Origin of the sequence: Nocardiopsis sp. EMB25 (assembly GCF_026797795.1) — a bacterium.
Lineage (GTDB): Bacteria > Actinomycetota > Actinomycetes > Streptosporangiales > Streptosporangiaceae > Nocardiopsis > Nocardiopsis lucentensis.
Map to the genome: position 1 here is coordinate 3,435,059 of NZ_JAMTDN010000001.1, position 18,030 is coordinate 3,453,088.

Annotated in this window: 16 protein-coding genes and 1 tRNA gene; 2 read left to right on the forward strand and 15 right to left on the reverse strand. The window is 67.3% G+C overall.

The window, feature by feature from the left end; translation table 11 throughout:
* The first annotated feature begins 546 nt into the window (after positions 1-546).
* Positions 547-622 (forward strand) — tRNA-Arg (locus tag KIK06_RS14840).
* Between the two features lie 1,042 nt (positions 623-1,664).
* On the opposite strand, the gene KIK06_RS14845 is transcribed toward KIK06_RS14840, so the two are convergent.
* Positions 1,665-2,597: a hypothetical protein gene (locus KIK06_RS14845; RefSeq protein ID WP_268643585.1), complete on the reverse strand. Its 933-nt coding sequence runs from the start codon at positions 2,595-2,597 to the stop codon at positions 1,665-1,667.
* 568 nt (positions 2,598-3,165) lie between these two features.
* Between KIK06_RS14845 and KIK06_RS14850 the strand changes: the two genes are divergently transcribed.
* Positions 3,166-6,549 (forward strand): CHAT domain-containing protein, encoded by a 3,384-nt coding sequence (locus KIK06_RS14850; protein WP_268643587.1) that lies wholly within the window; start codon positions 3,166-3,168, stop codon positions 6,547-6,549.
* A gap of 329 nt (positions 6,550-6,878) precedes the next feature.
* On the opposite strand, the gene KIK06_RS14855 is transcribed toward KIK06_RS14850, so the two are convergent.
* From KIK06_RS14855 to KIK06_RS14920, 14 genes are all read right to left on the reverse strand, one after another.
* On the reverse strand, positions 6,879-7,568 hold the full coding sequence (locus tag KIK06_RS14855; protein ID WP_268643588.1) for a DCL family protein: 690 nt from the start codon (positions 7,566-7,568) through the stop codon (positions 6,879-6,881).
* A gap of 420 nt (positions 7,569-7,988) precedes the next feature.
* Positions 7,989-9,455, reverse strand: coding sequence for a tyrosine-type recombinase/integrase (locus KIK06_RS14860; protein ID WP_268643590.1), 1,467 nt, complete (start codon positions 9,453-9,455; stop codon positions 7,989-7,991).
* Complete coding sequence (locus KIK06_RS14865) at positions 9,456-9,731, reverse strand: helix-turn-helix transcriptional regulator (RefSeq protein ID WP_268643591.1); 276 nt, start codon at positions 9,729-9,731, stop codon at positions 9,456-9,458.
* Positions 9,732-10,081: 350 nt separating this feature from the next.
* On the reverse strand, positions 10,082-10,474 hold the full coding sequence (locus tag KIK06_RS14870; RefSeq protein WP_268643592.1) for a hypothetical protein: 393 nt from the start codon (positions 10,472-10,474) through the stop codon (positions 10,082-10,084).
* Positions 10,471-11,448, reverse strand: coding sequence for a TRM11 family SAM-dependent methyltransferase (locus tag KIK06_RS14875; protein ID WP_268643593.1), 978 nt, complete (start codon positions 11,446-11,448; stop codon positions 10,471-10,473). The genes KIK06_RS14870 and KIK06_RS14875 overlap by 4 nt, the downstream gene beginning before the upstream one ends.
* Positions 11,445-12,191: a hypothetical protein gene (locus KIK06_RS14880; protein ID WP_268643594.1), complete on the reverse strand. Its 747-nt coding sequence runs from the start codon at positions 12,189-12,191 to the stop codon at positions 11,445-11,447. The genes KIK06_RS14875 and KIK06_RS14880 overlap by 4 nt, the downstream gene beginning before the upstream one ends.
* Positions 12,192-12,362: 171 nt before the next feature.
* Positions 12,363-12,731 carry a hypothetical protein gene (locus KIK06_RS14885; protein ID WP_268643595.1) on the reverse strand — a complete coding sequence of 123 codons (369 nt, stop codon included), beginning with the start codon at positions 12,729-12,731 and terminating at the stop codon, positions 12,363-12,365.
* Between the two features lie 72 nt (positions 12,732-12,803).
* The gene (locus tag KIK06_RS14890) at positions 12,804-13,604 is read right to left on the reverse strand and encodes a MarR family transcriptional regulator (protein ID WP_268643596.1); all 801 of its coding nucleotides are present in this window, start codon (positions 13,602-13,604) and stop codon (positions 12,804-12,806) included.
* 81 nt (positions 13,605-13,685) lie between these two features.
* Positions 13,686-14,330, reverse strand: coding sequence for a hypothetical protein (locus KIK06_RS14895; RefSeq protein WP_268643597.1), 645 nt, complete (start codon positions 14,328-14,330; stop codon positions 13,686-13,688).
* 116 nt (positions 14,331-14,446) lie between these two features.
* Positions 14,447-15,073, reverse strand: a complete 627-nt coding sequence (locus KIK06_RS14900; protein WP_268643598.1) for a hypothetical protein — start codon at positions 15,071-15,073, stop codon at positions 14,447-14,449.
* A 118-nt stretch (positions 15,074-15,191) separates the two neighbouring features.
* The gene (locus KIK06_RS14905; protein ID WP_268643599.1) at positions 15,192-15,812 is read right to left on the reverse strand and encodes a hypothetical protein; all 621 of its coding nucleotides are present in this window, start codon (positions 15,810-15,812) and stop codon (positions 15,192-15,194) included.
* Positions 15,813-15,926: 114 nt separating this feature from the next.
* Positions 15,927-16,547: a hypothetical protein gene (locus KIK06_RS14910; protein WP_268643600.1), complete on the reverse strand. Its 621-nt coding sequence runs from the start codon at positions 16,545-16,547 to the stop codon at positions 15,927-15,929.
* Positions 16,548-16,679: 132 nt separating this feature from the next.
* A complete protein-coding gene (locus tag KIK06_RS14915) occupies positions 16,680-16,922 on the reverse strand; it encodes a hypothetical protein (RefSeq protein ID WP_268643601.1) in 243 nt (80 codons plus the stop codon).
* 28 nt (positions 16,923-16,950) lie between these two features.
* The gene (locus tag KIK06_RS14920) at positions 16,951-17,259 is read right to left on the reverse strand and encodes a hypothetical protein (RefSeq protein WP_268643603.1); all 309 of its coding nucleotides are present in this window, start codon (positions 17,257-17,259) and stop codon (positions 16,951-16,953) included.
* Between the last annotated feature and the right edge of the window lie 771 nt (positions 17,260-18,030).

An 18,030-nucleotide genomic window follows, 5' to 3' on the forward strand; every position in this document is an offset into this window, starting at 1 on the left:
GTAGCCGCGTCAACAGCGGCCCCAGACAACCCCAAACCACAGCAAACCAGCGTTTGCCACGCAATGTATTCGCCCATACACGTAGAGCGCCCTACAGTCGACCCTGAAGGGAAAACCACATGCTCGTCACGCTGGCGTCCATGATGCTCCTCGCGGGTCAGTGGTGGATGTTCTGACCCGCCGGGCCGCCCCGGACGGAGGCGGCCCCGCCGGACTTCGCGAAACGCCAGCGGCGCAGCACGGCATCGGGGGTTAATCACCGGTAACGTGGTGCACGAGGCCCATAGCACCCGGTTTGGTGGAGCACGAGTGGTAACGAGACGCATCTACGAATGACCGTAGTTGGTCAGACTTTGCCCTCCTGTGGGCGACATCAGACAAATACCCTAGAATGTCTCCCCGGGAGCCACCGGCACCACGACACGGACCCTCCGGCCGCAGGTCGCCGCCCCCGGCCCCCGCCCACCCACGCGGAGACAGCGCTCCGCCCGCACCAAGGGTAACGGCACGGCAACGTGCTGACACGCAGGGCGACAATTGAAACAGGCACCCGTAGCTCAGTGGATAGAGCGCCGGACTTCTAATCCGATGGCCGCAGGTTCGAATCCTGCCGGGTGCGCCACAAAACCCCAGGTCAAACGGGGTATGCGAGTCGAACAGGCGAGGTGCGGGGCCCGTCTGGGGGCGGATTTTGCTCCTCGTGTGCTCCCCAGTGCAAGGTCCCGTACAGGTGGACCCCCACCTCGCGGAGCATTTTGCCATCCCGTGACCCTGCAGGGCGTTCCGGGGACGGTGCCGTGTCCGCGCGCCAACGCCCCGGCAGGGACGGACACGGCCGTGTAGCGCCGCGCCCGTCCCAACACCCCCACCCCTACCCCCAGGGCCGTCCCAGGGTGTCAGCCGCCCACACGGACACCACGCCCTGCGGCGACCAGGGGATCGGGGCGCACCTGGATCTCGAGGGAGGTCCCCATGGCGAACCTCTGGCCGCACTCGCCACGACCTTTCACCCCGACACCACCCCCCTGGCTCTACGCCTGTGAACCAGCGATACCGCGTCTCGGAACTAGGCACCCCGTCTGGGACGGCCCTACGTACCACCCGAGGCGCGGGATGGCCCCCTGCCGTCAACGGGAGTGGCTACGTCGATGAGAACGGGGAACGTTTCGGGATGGCTTCGGGGAACGGTCTGTCTCTGTCCGCACTGGCTGATGTCGACGAGTTCGGAGAACGGTCGGGCCCGGACGTGAGGATCTTTGTTGAAGCCTCGGCGGCAGGACGCGCGGGAAGTTGCGCTGTGCGTCCCGTCCGCAACTGTCCGGCGGCCGCAGCAGCCGCGCAGAGGGTGATGGTGCCGCCGGGGTGGAGCGTGGCGTTTGATAGTGACGGCCAAGGCGAGAGCCCTGCGGCGTTGTAGGTGGTGTCGGCCTGCAGACCTCCGCCGACAGCGGGCCCTGACAGCCCTTCAGCGGTGTCTTCCGGCGCGAGGCTGCCCTGCCGCCTGTTCCCGGATCCGGCTCTGTGCGCCCCGGGGCCTGCGACCGGAAGCCATCGATTCCGGGGCTGGGTCCATTCACTGACCCGACGTCCATCCTACTGAGCGGCTGCTCACAGCTCCCGGTTTTTCGCGCCGAGCAGTATCACCACGGGGCCGCACCCGTCGGTTACCCCTGTTCCGGTGGGGGCGGGAGTTGGGTCCGCAAGTGCTGGGTGAGGACGTCGCCAAGGCGGGGGGTGGGGAGGCCATCGTGGTCGATGCCGAGCTGAGCGGCCAGCGAGACAGTGTACAGGCGAGCGGCGGCTTCCAAAAGGCGAGCATATGTATCGGTCGCGGCGCGGAGACGGTAGCGAGCGGTAGCAGCGATGACAATGGCAAGAAGAGCGGTCGGCCACGACAAGAAGGCCAACGGGAGGTACAGCAGTGACCACCCGGCCAGGGTGGACGCACGGGACAAGGCGGTACGGGCCTCAACGACCTGGTCGCGAACCCGATTGGGCAGGACTAGCCACAGAAACGGCCATACCAGGGCTAGGTCGAGATGGTAGTCGTGGTCCAACCGGATTGCTACAGCGTGTATCCGATCGCCGCTCCAACTCGGCCGCTCGGGCCGTTCCACCGCGATCCGGTCCCGGTCCCGGGCTGCCCGGCGCCGAGCCAAACGGTCAGGCCGAGCCTCGGGCCAGGGATCACGTGCCCGGTCAAGCTCGTTGCGGTGGGTACTGTCCTTTTCATCCCACCGGCCTTGCCGCTTAGTGACCCACCAGTCAGCCAGGTTCGATAGCGGGCGACGCCAAGCATGCCAGTCCGTGGCCAGCGCGGCCCTTTCAACGAGTGTCCCCAAGGCTTGGGCAACCAGCCCAACCGCGGCGGCACCAGCCAGGAGCGTGGCCAACAGCACCGCTTGACCGCCGAAGCTGGACGCGATCGGGGACTGGGCATAGGCGGTGATCTTCTCTCTGAGCGGGCCGACGTTCCAGGTGTGGCCGAGGATGAGGGCGGTGGCGGCGGCCGCCAGGTAGAGCGCGCCGGGGAGCACCAGCAACGACAGCCACCGCTCAGCGAGCTTCTTGCCGAACTCGGTCAGCAACTCGCCCATCAGGGGAGCCGTTGCCTTTCCAGTTCCTGCCCGTTAATGCTACAGCGAGGCGTAGGCTGGGCAATGTCGCTGCGGTTGCGCCCAATACAGTATCCGAGCGGGCACCTGTACACGATCTCCAGGCTCGGCACCCCATTCGCTTTGAGGCTGCGGTCAGCGGGCCCATACACGCCCTGTTGGTCTTGTTTGACCCGCACTGCGTCATGCAGATCACGCAACAGGAGGATGAGGGTCTGCTTGTTCTGCTGCGGCTCGGTCTGCAGAGCAGACAGTAGCCGCTGTAGAGGGGTTGAGGCATCAGTCCCGTCATCGCCTAGAGCGGCACGGAACTCGCTCATATGCTCGCACGCATACGCCAGCCTGGTCGAGAACCGCTTTCTGTCTTCTTTTGTTATCAGTTTCTCCATTAATCCCCCAAAGGGCGAGTACGAGGGAACCTCACTGGGAATCCTGAGCCCGCGATGTCCACCAAGGTAACGTTTCAGCACGTCACAGGATTCACCAAACAGTGTGGACGGCCCTGTCTCCAAGGGTAGACACAGTCTGAGGAGAAAACGGGGAGGCGCGCATGGGGCCGAACCAAGAACACACAGCCGACCCGTACACAGCGCTGAAGGCAGCGGTGGAGCACCGGTTGCAGCGGGTACAGGACTTGGAGGAACTGGCACCGGTTTTGGAGCCCCGGGCCGTCCAGGAAGCACGCCAGCTCATCGCGCTGGCGCGCGACAACGATGACCTACAAGCCCGGTTCCTGCTTGGCTTGCTGCACTGGTACCGCTATCTGGCTCTGCCTGTAGGCCAAGACCGAGAGGATCTGCAGACTGCCATTGAGATGCTCACGCCCTGCTTCATTGCTGGCGCTGCTTCCCAACTTCCCGAGCAATTGCTGCCCACTCTTGCTGACCAGGTGGACTCCTCTACCTTCCCCCTACTCCGGCGTGTATCCACCTCTACCGACCTCGGCTTGGTTGCTACCGCTGTCGCACTATGGCAAGACATCCTGGATTCCACCCCAACCGGCCACCCTCGCCGGACTGGACGCCTGGCCAACCTCGGAGCTTCTCTACGAATCCGGTTCGTGCTGACCGGGGAGTTGACCGACCTCAACGAGGCGGTCACCTACCTTCAGGAAGCGGTGGACATCACTTCCACTGACCACCCTGACCGCGCGATGCGTCTGTCCAACCTCGGGATTTCTCTGGCAACCCGGTTCGTGTGGACCGGGGAGTTGACCGACCTCAACAAGGCGATACAAGCAGGCCAGGAAGCGGTGGACATCACTTCCACTGACCACCCTGACCACGCAATGCGTCTGTCCAACCTCGGAGCTTTTCTGACAACCCGGTTCGAACGGACCGGGGAGTTGACCGACCTCAACAAGGCGATACAAGCAGGCCAGGAAGCGGTGGACATCACTTCCACTGACCACCCTGACCACGCGAGGCTCCTGTCCAACCTCGGAGCTTCTCTACGAATCCGGTTCATACGGACCGGGGAGTTGACCGACCTCAACAAGGCAGTCACCTACCTTCAGGAAGCGGTGGACACCGCCCCCACCCCCACCGATCGCTCCATGCACCTGTCCGACCTCGGAGCTTCTCTGGCAACCCGGTTCATGCGGACCGGGGAGTTGACCGACCTCAACAAGGCAGTCACCTACCTTCAGGAAGCGGTGGACACCGCCCCCACCTCTACCGACCACATCACCCGCGCGATGCGTCTGTCCAACCTCGGAGCTTTTCTGACAACCCGGTTCGAACGGACCACGGAGTTGACCGACCTCAACAAGGCAGTCACCTACCTTCAGGAAGCGGTGGACATCACTTCCACTGACCACCCTGACCGCGCGATGTGCCTGTCCAACCTCGGAGCTTCTCTACGAATCCGGTTCGAACGGACCGGGGAGTTGACCGACCTCAACAAGGCAGTCACCTACCTTCAGGAAGCGGTGGACACCGCCCCCACCCCCACCGATCGCTCCATGTACCTGTCCAACCTCGGAGCTTCTCTGGCAACCCGGTTCGAACGGACCACGGAGTTGACCGACCTCAACAAGGCGATACAAGCAGGCCAGGAAGCGGTGGACATCACTTCCACTGACCACCCTGACCGCGCGATGTGCCTGTCCAACCTCGGAGCTTCTCTACGAATCCGGTTCGAACGGACCGGGGAGTTGACCGACCTCAACAAGGCAGTCACCCACTTTCAGGAAGCGGTGGACGTCGATGTGGCAGCGCCGTCAACCCGTATCCGGGCAGCCCGTGCGGCGAGCGAGCTCACAGCCCGGGCTCAACCACACCAGGCGGCGGAACTGCTGGACCGCGCGGTACGGTTGCTGCCCGAGGTTGCACCACGTCACCTTGAGCGGGCAGACCAGCAGTACGCGCTAGGCGGATTCGCCGGGCTGGCCGCCGACGCGGCCGCGCTGGTGCTCGATGACCCCACCACGCCCGCCAACGAAAAAGCGGGGATGGCGTTGCGGCTGCTGGAAGCTGGCCGGGCGGTGCTTCTTAGCCAAGCGCTACATGTCCGTACCGATCTGAGTGACCTCGCTGATCGGTACTCGAACTTGGCTGCCCGATTCATCGAACTGCGTGTACTGCTCGACCAGACCTCCGATGCCCCTGTTCCCATCACCGCGCAGCGTGGAGATGGGAACAGCTCATCCGCAGAGCCGGACCGCACCGTGCGGGACCGGCGGCGACTAGCAGACGAGTTTGCTGACCTACTAAACCAGATTCGTTCCCTGCCCGGGTTCGAGTCCTTTGCGAGGCCGCCGTCCATTGAGGAACTCCTCGCCCAAACTGCACACGGTGCGGTGGTGATGTTCAACACCAGCCGGTACCGCAGTGACGCGCTACTGCTCACTCAGGAGGGCATCACCTGCCTGCCACTGCCCAGACTGCCCATCAAAACGGTGATCGATCAGGTCAACGCATTCCATCGGGCCCTGCACCTTGCCGGCCACGGTCCTGCACCGCACGAACGGCAGAGGGGTCAACGCCAGTTGGTCCAGATCCTGGGCTGGCTGTGGGACAACGCCACTGGCCCTGTCCTGGAGGCTTTGGGCCACCACTGTCCGCCCGCATCCGACGAGCGGTGGCCCCGGGTGTGGTGGGCGCCCGGTGGACTGCTGGGTCTGCTGCCCGTCCACGCTGCTGGCCACTACACCAGCCCGCCCGACACCGCCGCCCGGGCCGTGATGGACCGGGTCGTCTCCTCCTACACCCCTACCGTCGCCGCTCTGCGTCACGCTCGCCAGCACCCTCCCGACGCCACGGTTGGGCGGGCGTTGATTGTAGAGATGCCTACGACACCGGGTGTCTCCGGTCGCTTGGATTATGTGCGCACTGAGGCCAACAGGCTCGATGCCCGCCTGCCCGGTTCGGTCAGGCTCACCGAACCCGACCCTGTCGACACCTCTGCCCAGCCTGCATCCGGTAGTGATGGTGCGAGCACTGTCCCGACCAGGGAAAAAGTCCTCAACCTGCTGCCCACCTACCCGATCGCGCACTTCGCCTGCCACGGCGTCAGCGATCCCACCGACCCCTCCCGTAGCCGCCTGCTGCTGCACGACCACGACACCGCCCCGCTCACAGTCTCCGCCCTCGCCCCTGTCCAGCTCGACCACGTCCACCTGGCCTACCTGTCGGCCTGCGAGACCGCCGCGGCAGCCAGTACTGAGCTCATCGACGAGGCCATCCACCTGGCCTCAGCCTTCCAACTCGCCGGATACCCCCACGTCATCGGCACCCTATGGGCCATTAACGATGACATCGCCGCCGACCTGGCCAACGACTTCTATACCGCCCTCACCACCAGCACAGGAAACGGCTCTACTCCTGATGTCAGCCAAGCAGCCCGCGCATTGCACCACGCTATCCGCGTGGCCCGCAGCAAGTTCCCTGAAACGCCTTCCCTCTGGGCTGCCTATCTCCACGCTGGCGCATGACCCAGAGCTACGGGCCTGCCTGATCTGCTCGTTCGCCGAGTGCCACCGCCGGGTGTTGTACCGGCCGATCCAGGAGAACACCGCCAACCGGGCCGCCCTGGTGCTCGGCCACCAGCGCCCCACAGCCACCACATCGGCCCCGCCGGGACAGCTGGCATGCCTGTCCTAGCGGGCGGCCACAAAACGCCCGCAGCTGGGCTGTCCTGACCCCCGTTGCCACCCAGGGGCCTGGTCGCGCCGACAAGGCCGCCTGTGGCCGTAAGCGGCCCGATTCCGTTACAGCGCGCCTGAACCCGCCCCGGTCTCCATGGCCACCAGCAAGCACCGTTTCAGCCAGGAAACCGTTTGCCTTTGCGTAGAGTCGACAGGTTGGCTTGCACCGACACGATTCGAAGTTTGGCTTCCTGGAAGTGGTAGGCGCACCATTGCGAAGCGATCTCTCCGTTCGTGAAGCGCTGAGCTATCTCTCCCTTCCCTGCAGGCAGGGACATCAGCTCGAAGGCGTCCCAACCCCCACATTGGTCCACGAACCGCTGCACCAACTCATAAAACTCAGGATCCTCGTGATCGACATGGCAGTCCCCAGGGTGAGCGATCTCCGTGTCCTCGATCTGGCACTTGACGGGATCGGCCCTGGCGAACTCGGCTGCGCGGAAATCCTCGATCTGTGACTTGATCTCGTGGCGCATCGCCGCAGCGACGCGCTGGGCGTGGGTTTGCCCATCGATCAGCTTCGTATAACCGAGGTCGTCCTCTGTGCCGCCTGTCCGGATGATGAAGAACGAGCGGCTGCGTGGGTACTGGGGGTTCGCACGCACCTCGAAGCGTTCGATTCCCGGACCGATCTTCCGAGGCGGATCAGAGTGCATCTGCACGAGGTCCAGAAGGAACTGCTCATCCTCGGGTTCGGTGACCGAAGTACCGATTTCGTAGTGGTGCAGGATGCGCTTGCACTCTGCTTTCGCCGCAGTTTTCGAGGGAAACCAACGGCCCCCAACAGGGATAGGTTGAGCTGCCATGCGCCCATCTTGACAGCCATCCTCCCGCAAGCAGAATCGGCAGTGGGAGGCCTTGCTCCCTAGCGAGGGGGCAAAGCGGCCACATCCTCACCCGGCTGTTCGTCAAGACCGGATGCCGTTCACAGGGCATGAGAAAATCCCAGACCGAGCGGAGCGAAGCCCTCTCTGTCAGTTTCCTAGTCCACAACCGGATACGTGTGCTCAGCCCACACCACCCGAGAGGCACACAAGCGAACAGGTCCTGCACGCTGACAGGATGAACTACCCGAGGTGTCCTCCGCCAGGGGACCTTTGATCCGATGGGATGACACCCCCGAACATGAGGAAACCCCAGGCCAGCACGGGTGAGTCTCCCGCGCAGCCCGGGGTCGGTGGCGTCTTCTCGCTCCTGGTGTGCTCCCCGGTCGAGCTACGGCGCCGCTATGCGCGGACCGGCCGGAGAAGGGCCGCCGTTGCCTCGGCCGCTGCCTTGGCGACCTCGGGGAACACCGTCTGGTACGTGTCCTGCGTGAAATGGGTAGTCGCGTGGCCGAGTTCGGTGGAGACCACCTTCACGTCCGCCCCCGCAGCCAGCGCGAGGGAGGCGGCCCCGTGGCGGAGCCCGTGCAGGTGGATTGGCGGCAACCCCGCCGCCCGCACGATCCGGTTGAACCAGCGGGTCACCACCCCCGGATGCCACCCCGACCCATCAGGCTGGGTGAACACCAACCCCGAATCCACCCACCCCTGCCCCGCCTGGAGGCGGGCTTCGTTCTGGAACCGCTTCCAGGAACGCAACACCTTGACGGTGTCCTTGTCCAGAGTGATCGTCCTCCGTCCGGCCGCGCTCTTCGGAACGGTCGTGATCGTCTTCCACCCCAGCGTCACCACCTGGGTGCGGATGTCGACCTGACCATCGGTCAACCGGGTATTCGCCCACGGAAGACCCACGGCCTCGCCTCGCCGCAGGCCCTTAACGGCGATCAGGTGGAACATCGGGAACAACCACCGGTACTTCTTCGCGTGGGTCAGGAAGGTGATGGTCTGCTCCGGGGTCCACACCATCACCTCCCCTGGTACCTGCCCGTCGATCTGCCACTGGCGCACCCGCTCCGGTGTCCACACCAACGGCTTGCTGCGCGGACACGAGGGAAGACGCGCGTGTGAGGCGACGTTCACGGCCACCGGCAGGTCCGGGCGTCGCACCGCTTCGGAGAACGCACTCCGCAAGGTGGCGCGGATGCGGTGTTTGGTGGACAGCGAGATCACCCGCCGCCCCCGCACGGACGCCCTGACTTTAGGTTCGTCGGATTCGCGGCACTCCAGGATCCGCTGGTTGTTCTCCTCGATCGCGGCGAACATCTCCTCCACCTGCCAGGACGTGAGCTTGTCCAGACGTGTGGCCCCCAGGTGCGGCACGAGGTGGTTACGGATGTGCCCCTCATAGGAGGCCCGGGTCTTCAGCGCCAGATCGGGCTTGCCGTCCAGCCACTCCTTGAGCCACTGCGCGACGGTGGGGACCTTCTCGCGGGTACGCGTCCCCGCCCCGATACGGCGTTTGACCTCGACCGCCTCCGGCAACGGGCGACGGGCCTTGAGCGCTTGCTGGATGAGGTCGGCGACCTGCACCTCGACGTCCGCCTCGTCCTCGGCCAGGCGGATCAGCGCCTTGAGATGATCCAGCTGGGCCTGGGCCTCCTCCTGGGACGCCACACCGCCCCGGCGTGCCTGGCGACGTTTCCCCTCACCGGTGCGCGGCAACTCCAACTGGAAGGCCCACTCGCCGTGGCGGGGGTTCCACGCCCCGTCCTCACGGCGCAACTTCGGGCACTTCGTACCCAGCGGCTTGCCGGTGGCCTCGTGGCGGCATCCACAGCGTTTGAACACCGACCCGTCCTGAGAAGCCATCTACGGCCTCCCTTTCCTGTCGTCCTCGCGCGCACCACACCCGCACCCACCGCGGTGGAAGACCGTGACGTCCAGGCCGAGGTGGGCCAACACCCCCGCCGTGGGCACCACCCACGCCCTGCCCGCCCGATGCACGGGCACCGGGAAGGCGCCTTGTCGGAGGAGGCGGTAGGTGGTAGTCCGGCCCAGGCCAAGCATCCGACCGGCCGTGACCGGGTCCAAGGCCACCGGCAGGGAGCCGATCTCGTCCAACGTCACCGGAGTCGCCTCCTTCACCTGCCCCACCTCCCCACCGTGGTTGACGTGCACGAATACGGTGCGCGGCCCCGCATGTCGCGGGGCAGCAGACATCCACGCTCGACCTCGCCGAGGTGGTCAAGCGGATTCGCTATGTTCGCCATCGGTTTCACGCTCCCCCGTTCACCACCCACCCGATTCGGGCGATATGCCGTTTTCACTGGTCAGGGCGTGTGTGCGGCCCTGTCGGCCCCACCACCCCCGGATGGGGTGGTGGGGCCAGCCCGGGGCGGTGGGGGCGACGTGGGGCCACACAGCGCCCCACACGCGCCCCCGTGGCCTGCCCGCCAGGGGCGGGGGTGTCCCCCGCCCCTGGCGGCGGGTGTGGGTCAGTCCGGGCGGACGTGGCCCGTGTAGGTCAACCACGCCCGGTACTGGGCACGCACCTTCTCCGGGATCGCCACCACCCGATACCGGGCGCTGCCCCGAACGTGTTCGACCACCAGGTGCTCCCCCTCCCAGGTCGGCATCACCCCCAACACGGCACCGGCCCGGGAGACCTCCGCGAACGCTTCGGCGTCGCAGTCGGTGCGTGGGAAGTAGGCGATGTCCACGCTCATGTGTGGGCTCAGCGGCAGATGCGGGTGCGCTTCGAGGAAGTCGGCCAGCTCCCGCAGGTCGCCGATGATCCGAGCGCGCCGCTCACCACTGGCGGCACCACGGAACCGGTCCGGGGAGCGCCCCACCTCGAGGGCGTGGTCGCAGTCGTGGTCGTGGGTCATGCCGCCTGGACCTCCTGCTCGCTCGTGGGGTTGGTGAAGACGAGTGCGTCCTCGTGCTGGATCACGTGCACCGGAACCCCCGCCTTGCGCAGGCGCCGGGTCTCGATGAGTTGGAAGAACGAGGTTCGCGACACCGCCTCGCCGTCGCGCAGCGCGCACAGCAGCGCCACGCACCGGTCCACCTGCACCAGCCCCGCCCGCCGGCCCGCCTCGGCCACCTGACCGGGAAAGTCCACGAGGTGGCCGTCCTTGCGGAACGGGCGGGTCGTCACCACGACCACCCCGCCAGGAGCCAGCAGCGGGCGGCACGCCGCCAGAATCCGGGAAAACGAACCCAACAGGACCTCGGGCTTCTGGTAGGCGAGGTTGGCGACCTTCTCGTCCCGCTCCCGGGCATAGAGGTGGGCGTACTTCTCCACCGCGGTTGCGCCGTCGCGTCGGGAGCGGACCTGGCCGTGGGTCATCGACCCGTACGGCGGCGAGGTCAACACCAACCGCACCCGACCCACCAAAGGCGAGTCAGCCAGCTCGGTGGCGACCGCGGACCCCTCGCCGGTGTGCACCCGCCCCTGGCCTCGGGCTCCTTGGATGGTTGCGGTCTCCAGGTTGAAACGGGCGGTGGAGGCCCACTTGGGCTCCAGCTCGATCCCCACCGCGTCACGTCCCAGGTGGACGGCCTCCACGAGGGTGGTGCCGATCCCGCACATCGGGTCCAACACCACCTCCCCCGGGCGGGTGTAGGTACGGATGGCGTGCTTGGCGATCGCGGGCAGCATCTTGGCGGGGTGTTCCACCGACAACCGCGAATACCTCCTTCCCCGCTGCTGACGGGCCTGGTGTTGCCCGGTGATCCACACCGACCAGCCCGCCCCCGAAGCCCGCTGCGGGCCCTGGTCGTGCTCATCGCCTTCGTACGGGTGGCCGTGGCTGCGGTGCAGGTGGCCGAGATCGTCGCCATAGTGGTCCTGGTTCACGCGCCCGCCTCCCCGCGGCTCTCCGCGGTGGTGGTTCGTCGTCGCTTGGGGAGTCGGAACACCGACACGTTCAGGTGCGCGGGTGAGGTGATGGTGGCCGCCGCTTGGGCGACCGAGGCCGGCAAGGCGTCCCCCACCTCCTCGTCGTCGGGATCCAGGTCCCGGCCCCGAACGGGGATGGTGGCGCCGAGCCCTTCCTCGCAGATCGGGACGGTCAACGCGATCACGTGCTGCACGTACACCAGCCCCGCGCACGCGGCGGCCCGCACCACCCCAGGAGCGGGGTCCACCACCTCTCCGGTGGGGGCGTGCCCGATGGGGGTGATGACGGCGACGATCCCGCCCGGGCGGGTGAGGGTCGCGGCGAAGGCCACCCGTCCCCGGGTGCGGCGTTGGTGCCCGCGCCGGTTCTCCTCCCAGGCAGCGGGCAGGAGGGCGATAGTCAGGTCGGCCCAGGCCACCCCGAACACCGCCGCCTCCTCGCTCTGGTCAGCGACCGCACGGGCGGCCACCTCGGCCGAGCGCCCCCGAAGCTTCGCGATCGCCGCCACCCTGGCGCCGCTCCCGGTCAGGTCCGCGACCACCTGCCCGGGGCGGGTGTACTCGCCCACCAGCCGGTGCGCCAGGCGGTCCGGCACCACCTCGCCCGTCGCGGGGTGGGTGGGGTGGTGTGGGGTCGGTGCGCACGGCCACACCGCCAGCGGCGGTCGACCCGTGGGGGTGTCGTAGCTCTGGTGTGTCATCAGGTGCACCCTCCTTCTTCTTTTTCGCCCTGATGACCTCCTAGGAAGACGCCCCCACCGCGAATGCGACACCGACCCCGGAAAAGTTCAGGGGAAGCTGAAGGCCCGGGACCCACACCAGCCGGACGCTGGTGTGGGTCCCGGGCCTTCACCCGGTGGTGTGTGGTCGCCTCAGTCGCCCGTCCGGTGGAGGCGGCAGGCGCATCCGGCCTCCTGCACCATGTCCCTCACCAGCAACGGGAGTGGGAGGGCGATGATCACCGCGAGGTGGTCCAACGGGGTGCCGTGACAGCACCGGCCGGTGACCGCATCGTGGACCGCGAGGTGGTGGCCGCACACCCCGCACACCGTCCCCGGGCCCTTGTCTTCCCGGTGCACGATGCCGGGCCACCGGTTCTGGACGTAGTAGGTGCGCAACAGCCGGTGGGTCCGGTTGACCACCCCAACCAGGGTGACCGTCACGCACAGGGCGACCAGGACCACGGTGTACTCCCATTCCACACAGCCCAGGTCGGTCCAGGGCCACATGCCATCAAACACTTCATACTCCCTAGGGGTATTTGGAAGGTGGGGGTGTGGGCTGGTGTTCACCCACACCCCCGGGGCGGGTTACTAGCTCGCGGCCTTGGCGGACCGGTAGCGGCGCGGTCGGTCGCAGGTCTGCACCGCGTAGCCGTCCTTGGCCAGGCGGGCGAGGTTGTTCTGGATCGCCCCGATCGACCGGCCCTGCAACAGGTGGCTGATCATGGTGGCGGTGAACTCCTCACCCGGGGAGGAGTCGAGGATCGCCCGCACCATCAGCTTCAACTCGCCCGGGGCGAGCCGGGTCGACCCGCTCACCGGGTTCACGTCCGGCGTCGTCGTCACGTGGGCCCGGGGCGAGGCCGCCCGGGGCGTGGGCGAGGTGGCCGGGGTGTTCTGCGTGGGGGCGGGCTGGGCCGGAACGTCCGGGGTCTGCGAGGTCATCGTGGCCACCTCCTCGTTCGGGGTTTCCTCGACCGGGGCCTCACCCGTGCGCGTCTGTGGGACAGACTCCTCCTCCCGCGCCTGCGGGGTAGGCGTGACCGGCTCGGATGCGGTGTCCGGGGCGGGGGCAGATTCTGCGGGTACGGTGTCGGCCGAGTCCACCTCCGGCTCCTCGCCCCCGTCGTCGTTGGTGGTGTCACCTTCGGTGGAGGTGGCCTGCCAGGTGTCGGGCAGGCGACGACGTCCGTCGCGCCCGCCCGGGGTGCGCACGGCCAGCCCGTCCTTCTCCAACGCGGGCAGGTGCTTGCCCAGGGTCGACCTGCCCACCCCCGCAACCTCGGCCAACTCGGTAACGGTCACGGGTTCGGTGGCCTCGGCCAGGGCGGTCAGGATGAGGTCGCGGGTGCGGGGCGCGGTACGGCGCGGGGCCGACGTGGTGGTGGTCATGACGAACGGTTCCCTTCGGGTTGCGGGTTGGGTGGGGTCGCCCCGCCCCTGGTGGTGGGGCGACCCGGCAGAAAGCGGTGGTCAGGCGCGGGTGCGGCGCTGGTAGGTGTCCACCGCCTCGCGTACCTGGTGGGCGGCGGGCTCGGTCATGAGCGGGTTGGAGATGTGTCGGGGCCATCCGGTCGCGTGGTGGCCCTGGTCATAGACCCGTACCAGGGACAGCGCGCCCCGGGGGTGGGCGTAGGGGACCTTGACCGTGACGGTCAGGCGCGGGTGGGCCCGGTCGGCGTAGTGGTCGGTGAAGGCCCGCCGTTGGGCCACCGTGGAGTAGCGGGTGCGGCCGTTGAGGTCGAACCCCCGGGCGTTCATCTCCTGGCGCAGTCGTACTGCGGTGCGGTGGATGTAGGCGGCCTGGTGCAGCCACTCGTCGAGGCAATCCCGGGAGGTCTCGTCGATGGCGGGCACCAGGTACTCCCAGGCCTGGTCGGCGAACTCCTCGGTGAACAGGGGCAACTCCCTGACTAGGTCGCCGTGCCCGTAGACGATGAAGCGGGTCCGGTCGGCCGGGTCGACCCTGCGCGAGTGCACCGTGCGGAACTCCCGGTCCAGGGCGTCGGCGATGATTACCCCGCCCGGGCCGATCTTCTCCAAGGTGCGCACCATCCGGTCGGTGACCTGGGTGTAGGCGAACCAGTCCCCGGCATAGGCCTTCATGTAGTCGTACACAGCAAGCTCCTTCGTGGCAGGCCGAACACAGCGCTCGGCGCGAGATACATGGGTGTTGGGTGGCCGGGGCCGCCCCGCCCCTCGGGTAGGGGGCGGCCCCGGGTGGTGTCAGCGGGCTAGGACTCCAGGTGCGGCAACACCTCGCGGACCGTGTCGTGCAACACCTCGGCGGTGGCATCGACGCTGTCGGCGGTCAGTTCCCCGGACCCGTGTGCCAACGGCCGGGTGTAGGCCTGGTACACCTCGAGGGTGAAGGGCAGGGGCGGCGGGCCGAAGGCGGCGGGGAACAGGTTGAGTGTCACGGCCATGTTGGGCGTGTACACGTAGGAGTCGACGACGGCCCCGTCCTCGCGGAACCAGGAGCGGCCGTTGATCTCGAACCCCTGGGCGCGCATGGCCTGCCGCATCTGGATCACGACCGGGTTGACCCGCACGGTGTCGGCCAACCAGTCGTCCATCATGTCCAGGACGGCGTGGTCGACGTTGTGGGCCACGTCCTGCCAGGTGAACCCCTCGGGCTTGGTCAGGTCGGCGACCAGGTCGGCGTAGCCGTACACGATGAAGGTCGACTGTGAGGTCAGGTCCAGGGAGCGGGAGTTGACGACCCGGTAGCGGCGTCGGGGCACGTCGGCGACGATCACCGCCTGGCGTCCCTTGGCGAGCAGCTTCTTGAGCAGGCGCTCGGTGATGCGGGCGTGGGCGAACCATTCCCCGGCGGTGTCGGTGGTGATTCCTGCGATCACGGTGAGTCCCTTCTTGTGGGCGCGCCGAACCACACGCTCGGCGCGAGATACATGGGTGTTGGGTGGCCGGGGCCGCCCCGCCCCTCCGGATAGGGGCGGCCCCGGGCGGTGTGCGCGGTTAGGGGCGCAGGTCCAGGTGGGCGCGGGCGCGCACGGGGGCCTCCCTGACCGGGTCGGGCACCCCGGTCCGGGTCAGGGGCATGGGCCAGGCCCCAACCTGGTGGCCGTGGTCGAACATGGTCAGCAGGGCCCGGCCTCGGGTGGAGGTGTACTGCACCGCGCACGTGGTGAACGTGATCCGGGGGTTGTCCCGGAAGGTGTAGGTGTCGGTGACTGTGGTCAGACTCGCCTCGGTGCGCCCGTAGACCGGGCGGCGGTTCAGGTTCATCCCGTTCAGGCGCATGTCGTCGCGCAGGGCGCGGATGAGGGCCCCGGTGCGCATGGTGCGGTGGGCCCAGTTGTCCAGGCAGTCCCAGGTCTGCTCGGTCAACGCGTGGGCGATTCCGGCCAGGTTCCCGTCGTAGTGATCGAGGTCGTGGGCGAGGTCGCCGTGGCCGTAGAGGATGACGTTGGCGCGGTTGCCGGGGGCGAGCATCTGGGCGCGGGTGGCCTCGATGATGTTCTGGTTCAGCCCTGCGGTGATCAGGGTGCCCGGACCGGCCTGGCGCAGGTGGTCGAGCATGTCGGTGGTGACTTCCTGATCGGCGAACCGGTCACGCATCGTACGAACGATCGTCACGGTGAGTCCCTTCGTGTGGACGCGCCGAACACAGCGCTCGGCGCGAGGTGTGTGGGTTCGGGGTGGGGCCGCCCCGCCCCCGTGAGGTGGGGTGGCCCCGAGGGTGCGGTGCGGTTAGCCGTTCAGGTCCAGGGCCTGCCAGACCGTGCCCGCGATCAGGTCCGAGGCCGCCCGGTAGGTCAGCGTTCCGCCGGTGTCCAGAGCCAGGTCCGCGACCGGTCGCGCCTCGTCGGTCGGGTTATGGCTGAGGATCCGGGTCGGTTCCTGGAAGGCCCAGGTCATGGTCACCTCTGCGATCCGGTCGCAGTCGGCCAGGCGGTAGTAGTCCGTCATCCGGGGCAGCCCCCGCGTGCGCGGCTCAACGGTGGGGGCCTGCGTCAGGTATACGCACCAGTCGGCCAGGTGGCTGCGCAGGTCCTCACACATCAGGTTCATGGCGCGGACCTCCGGCCACGTGGTCAGCCAGTCGGTGGCGATGTCGGTCAGGTCCTCGGCGAGGTCCTCATCGGTGGCCTTCCGTCCCTCGGCCGTGTAGAGGTCGGTCAGCTCGCCCAGCCCGCGCTGGGAGGTGATGATCATCCGGGTCGGGACGATCGCCTTGCGGGGCAGGACCGCTTCGACGTTGCCTGTGTCCTCGTCCCAGGTCAGACACGCGCTGGGCGCGGCCTCGCGCAGATCGGCGATGTGGTCGGGCGTGATGTGGATCGGCGTCCGGTAGGGCATACTCGTGCTCACAGCACACTCCCTTTCATGGGTTGTTGTGTAAGGCCCGCACCCGACCCGAGACGGGTTGGTAGTTCGTGCCGGGTGGGCGCGGGTGTCTTCGGTGGGGCCGGTCTGAAGGTGGCCGCCTTCAGACCGGCCGCATCAGGCCGAGGTGAACTCCTTCAGGGGCACGAACACGACCGGCCTCACGGTCTGGGCCCCGCTCTTGGTCTGACCGGGCAGGTCACCGTAGGTGGCGCATAGCGTGGACCCGTCCCGGTGGCTGTAGTCGGGCCTGTTCCAGCTCGGTGCCCAGTCGGTGGGCGGGAGGTTGCGCACCCGCTCCAGGCATTCCGGGCACGTCATCAGCGAGCCGAACACCCGAGGTGTGGTCCTCTTCGTCATCACGTCCTCCTTCGTCGTAGCGGTGGATTCAGCGCCGTGCGGTGGCCGGAAACCTCCGGTGCGCGTGCAGTTGGAACAGCACGCTCCCCAGGTCCTCGCGGTACCGTTCGGCCCGGGCGTGGTCCTCACCGGCCCGGCGCGCCGCCGGGCTCGTCGGTTGGGTGCGGTGCAGGTGCACCGCCCGCCCCCGTGCGGCCAGCTCCCGGTCGATGGCCTCCTCGTAGTCGGTGGCCAATTCCCGGGCGCGTTGGGCCCGGGCCCGGTTGGCCAGCTCGGCGTCCGTCGGTGGTCGGGGCGGTACGAACACACGCCCGGTAATGATTGCGATAGCGCGCATGGTGCGCATTCGGTAAACCCCCTAGAATTGCCGGGTGTTCGTGTTGGCGGTCCGAGGTTCACTTGGTTGACCGGTGTTTGTCAACTCGCGTCGAGAACCTTTTTCCACCCACCCCGGAAACGGTGTCCGTTTCGGGGTGTGACCCAAGGTGAACTTGGGTGGCGCGGGTTTGTCAACTCGCGTCGCGGAAGAATCTTCCACCCCACCCCGGGCGGGTGAACCGCCCCGGGGAGCACGCCAATAGGAACTTGGTCGGCGCGGGTTTGTCAAACCGCTTCGCGGACTTTTTCGCGGAAACTTTTCCGCGCGCGACCACAGGGAGGAACCGCGCCCGCGCGCGTACGCGCGTGAGGGCATCCGCCAGGCGGTGGTGGGCGATCATGATTTTTATGCGTGCCGCTGTTCTGGGTGATCATAGAAAAGGCACACAACGGGCGTTGTGTGCCTGTGGTTGTTTTTTATGAGTAGTGGCGGAGGAGAGGAGGGGGAGGGGTGGGTGGGGGGAGAGATAGGGGCTGAGCGGGGGGCGGGGCGGGCCGGGCCCGCCCCGGACAAGGAGGGGGTCGCCCGCCCCCTACGTGAAGATGACTACCCACTGGGTATAAGTCTGGATTGCGAAAGGCCCACCCAGACCGGGCTTGACCTGCATGGATAGTCGCCTGTGGGTGGGCCGATCTAAGCGGCCCGCTTACCGGAACAGGCACAGGACCACTTACCGGCGTACTTACCGGCGGCGTCACAGGACCACTTACCGGACAGCATCACACACCC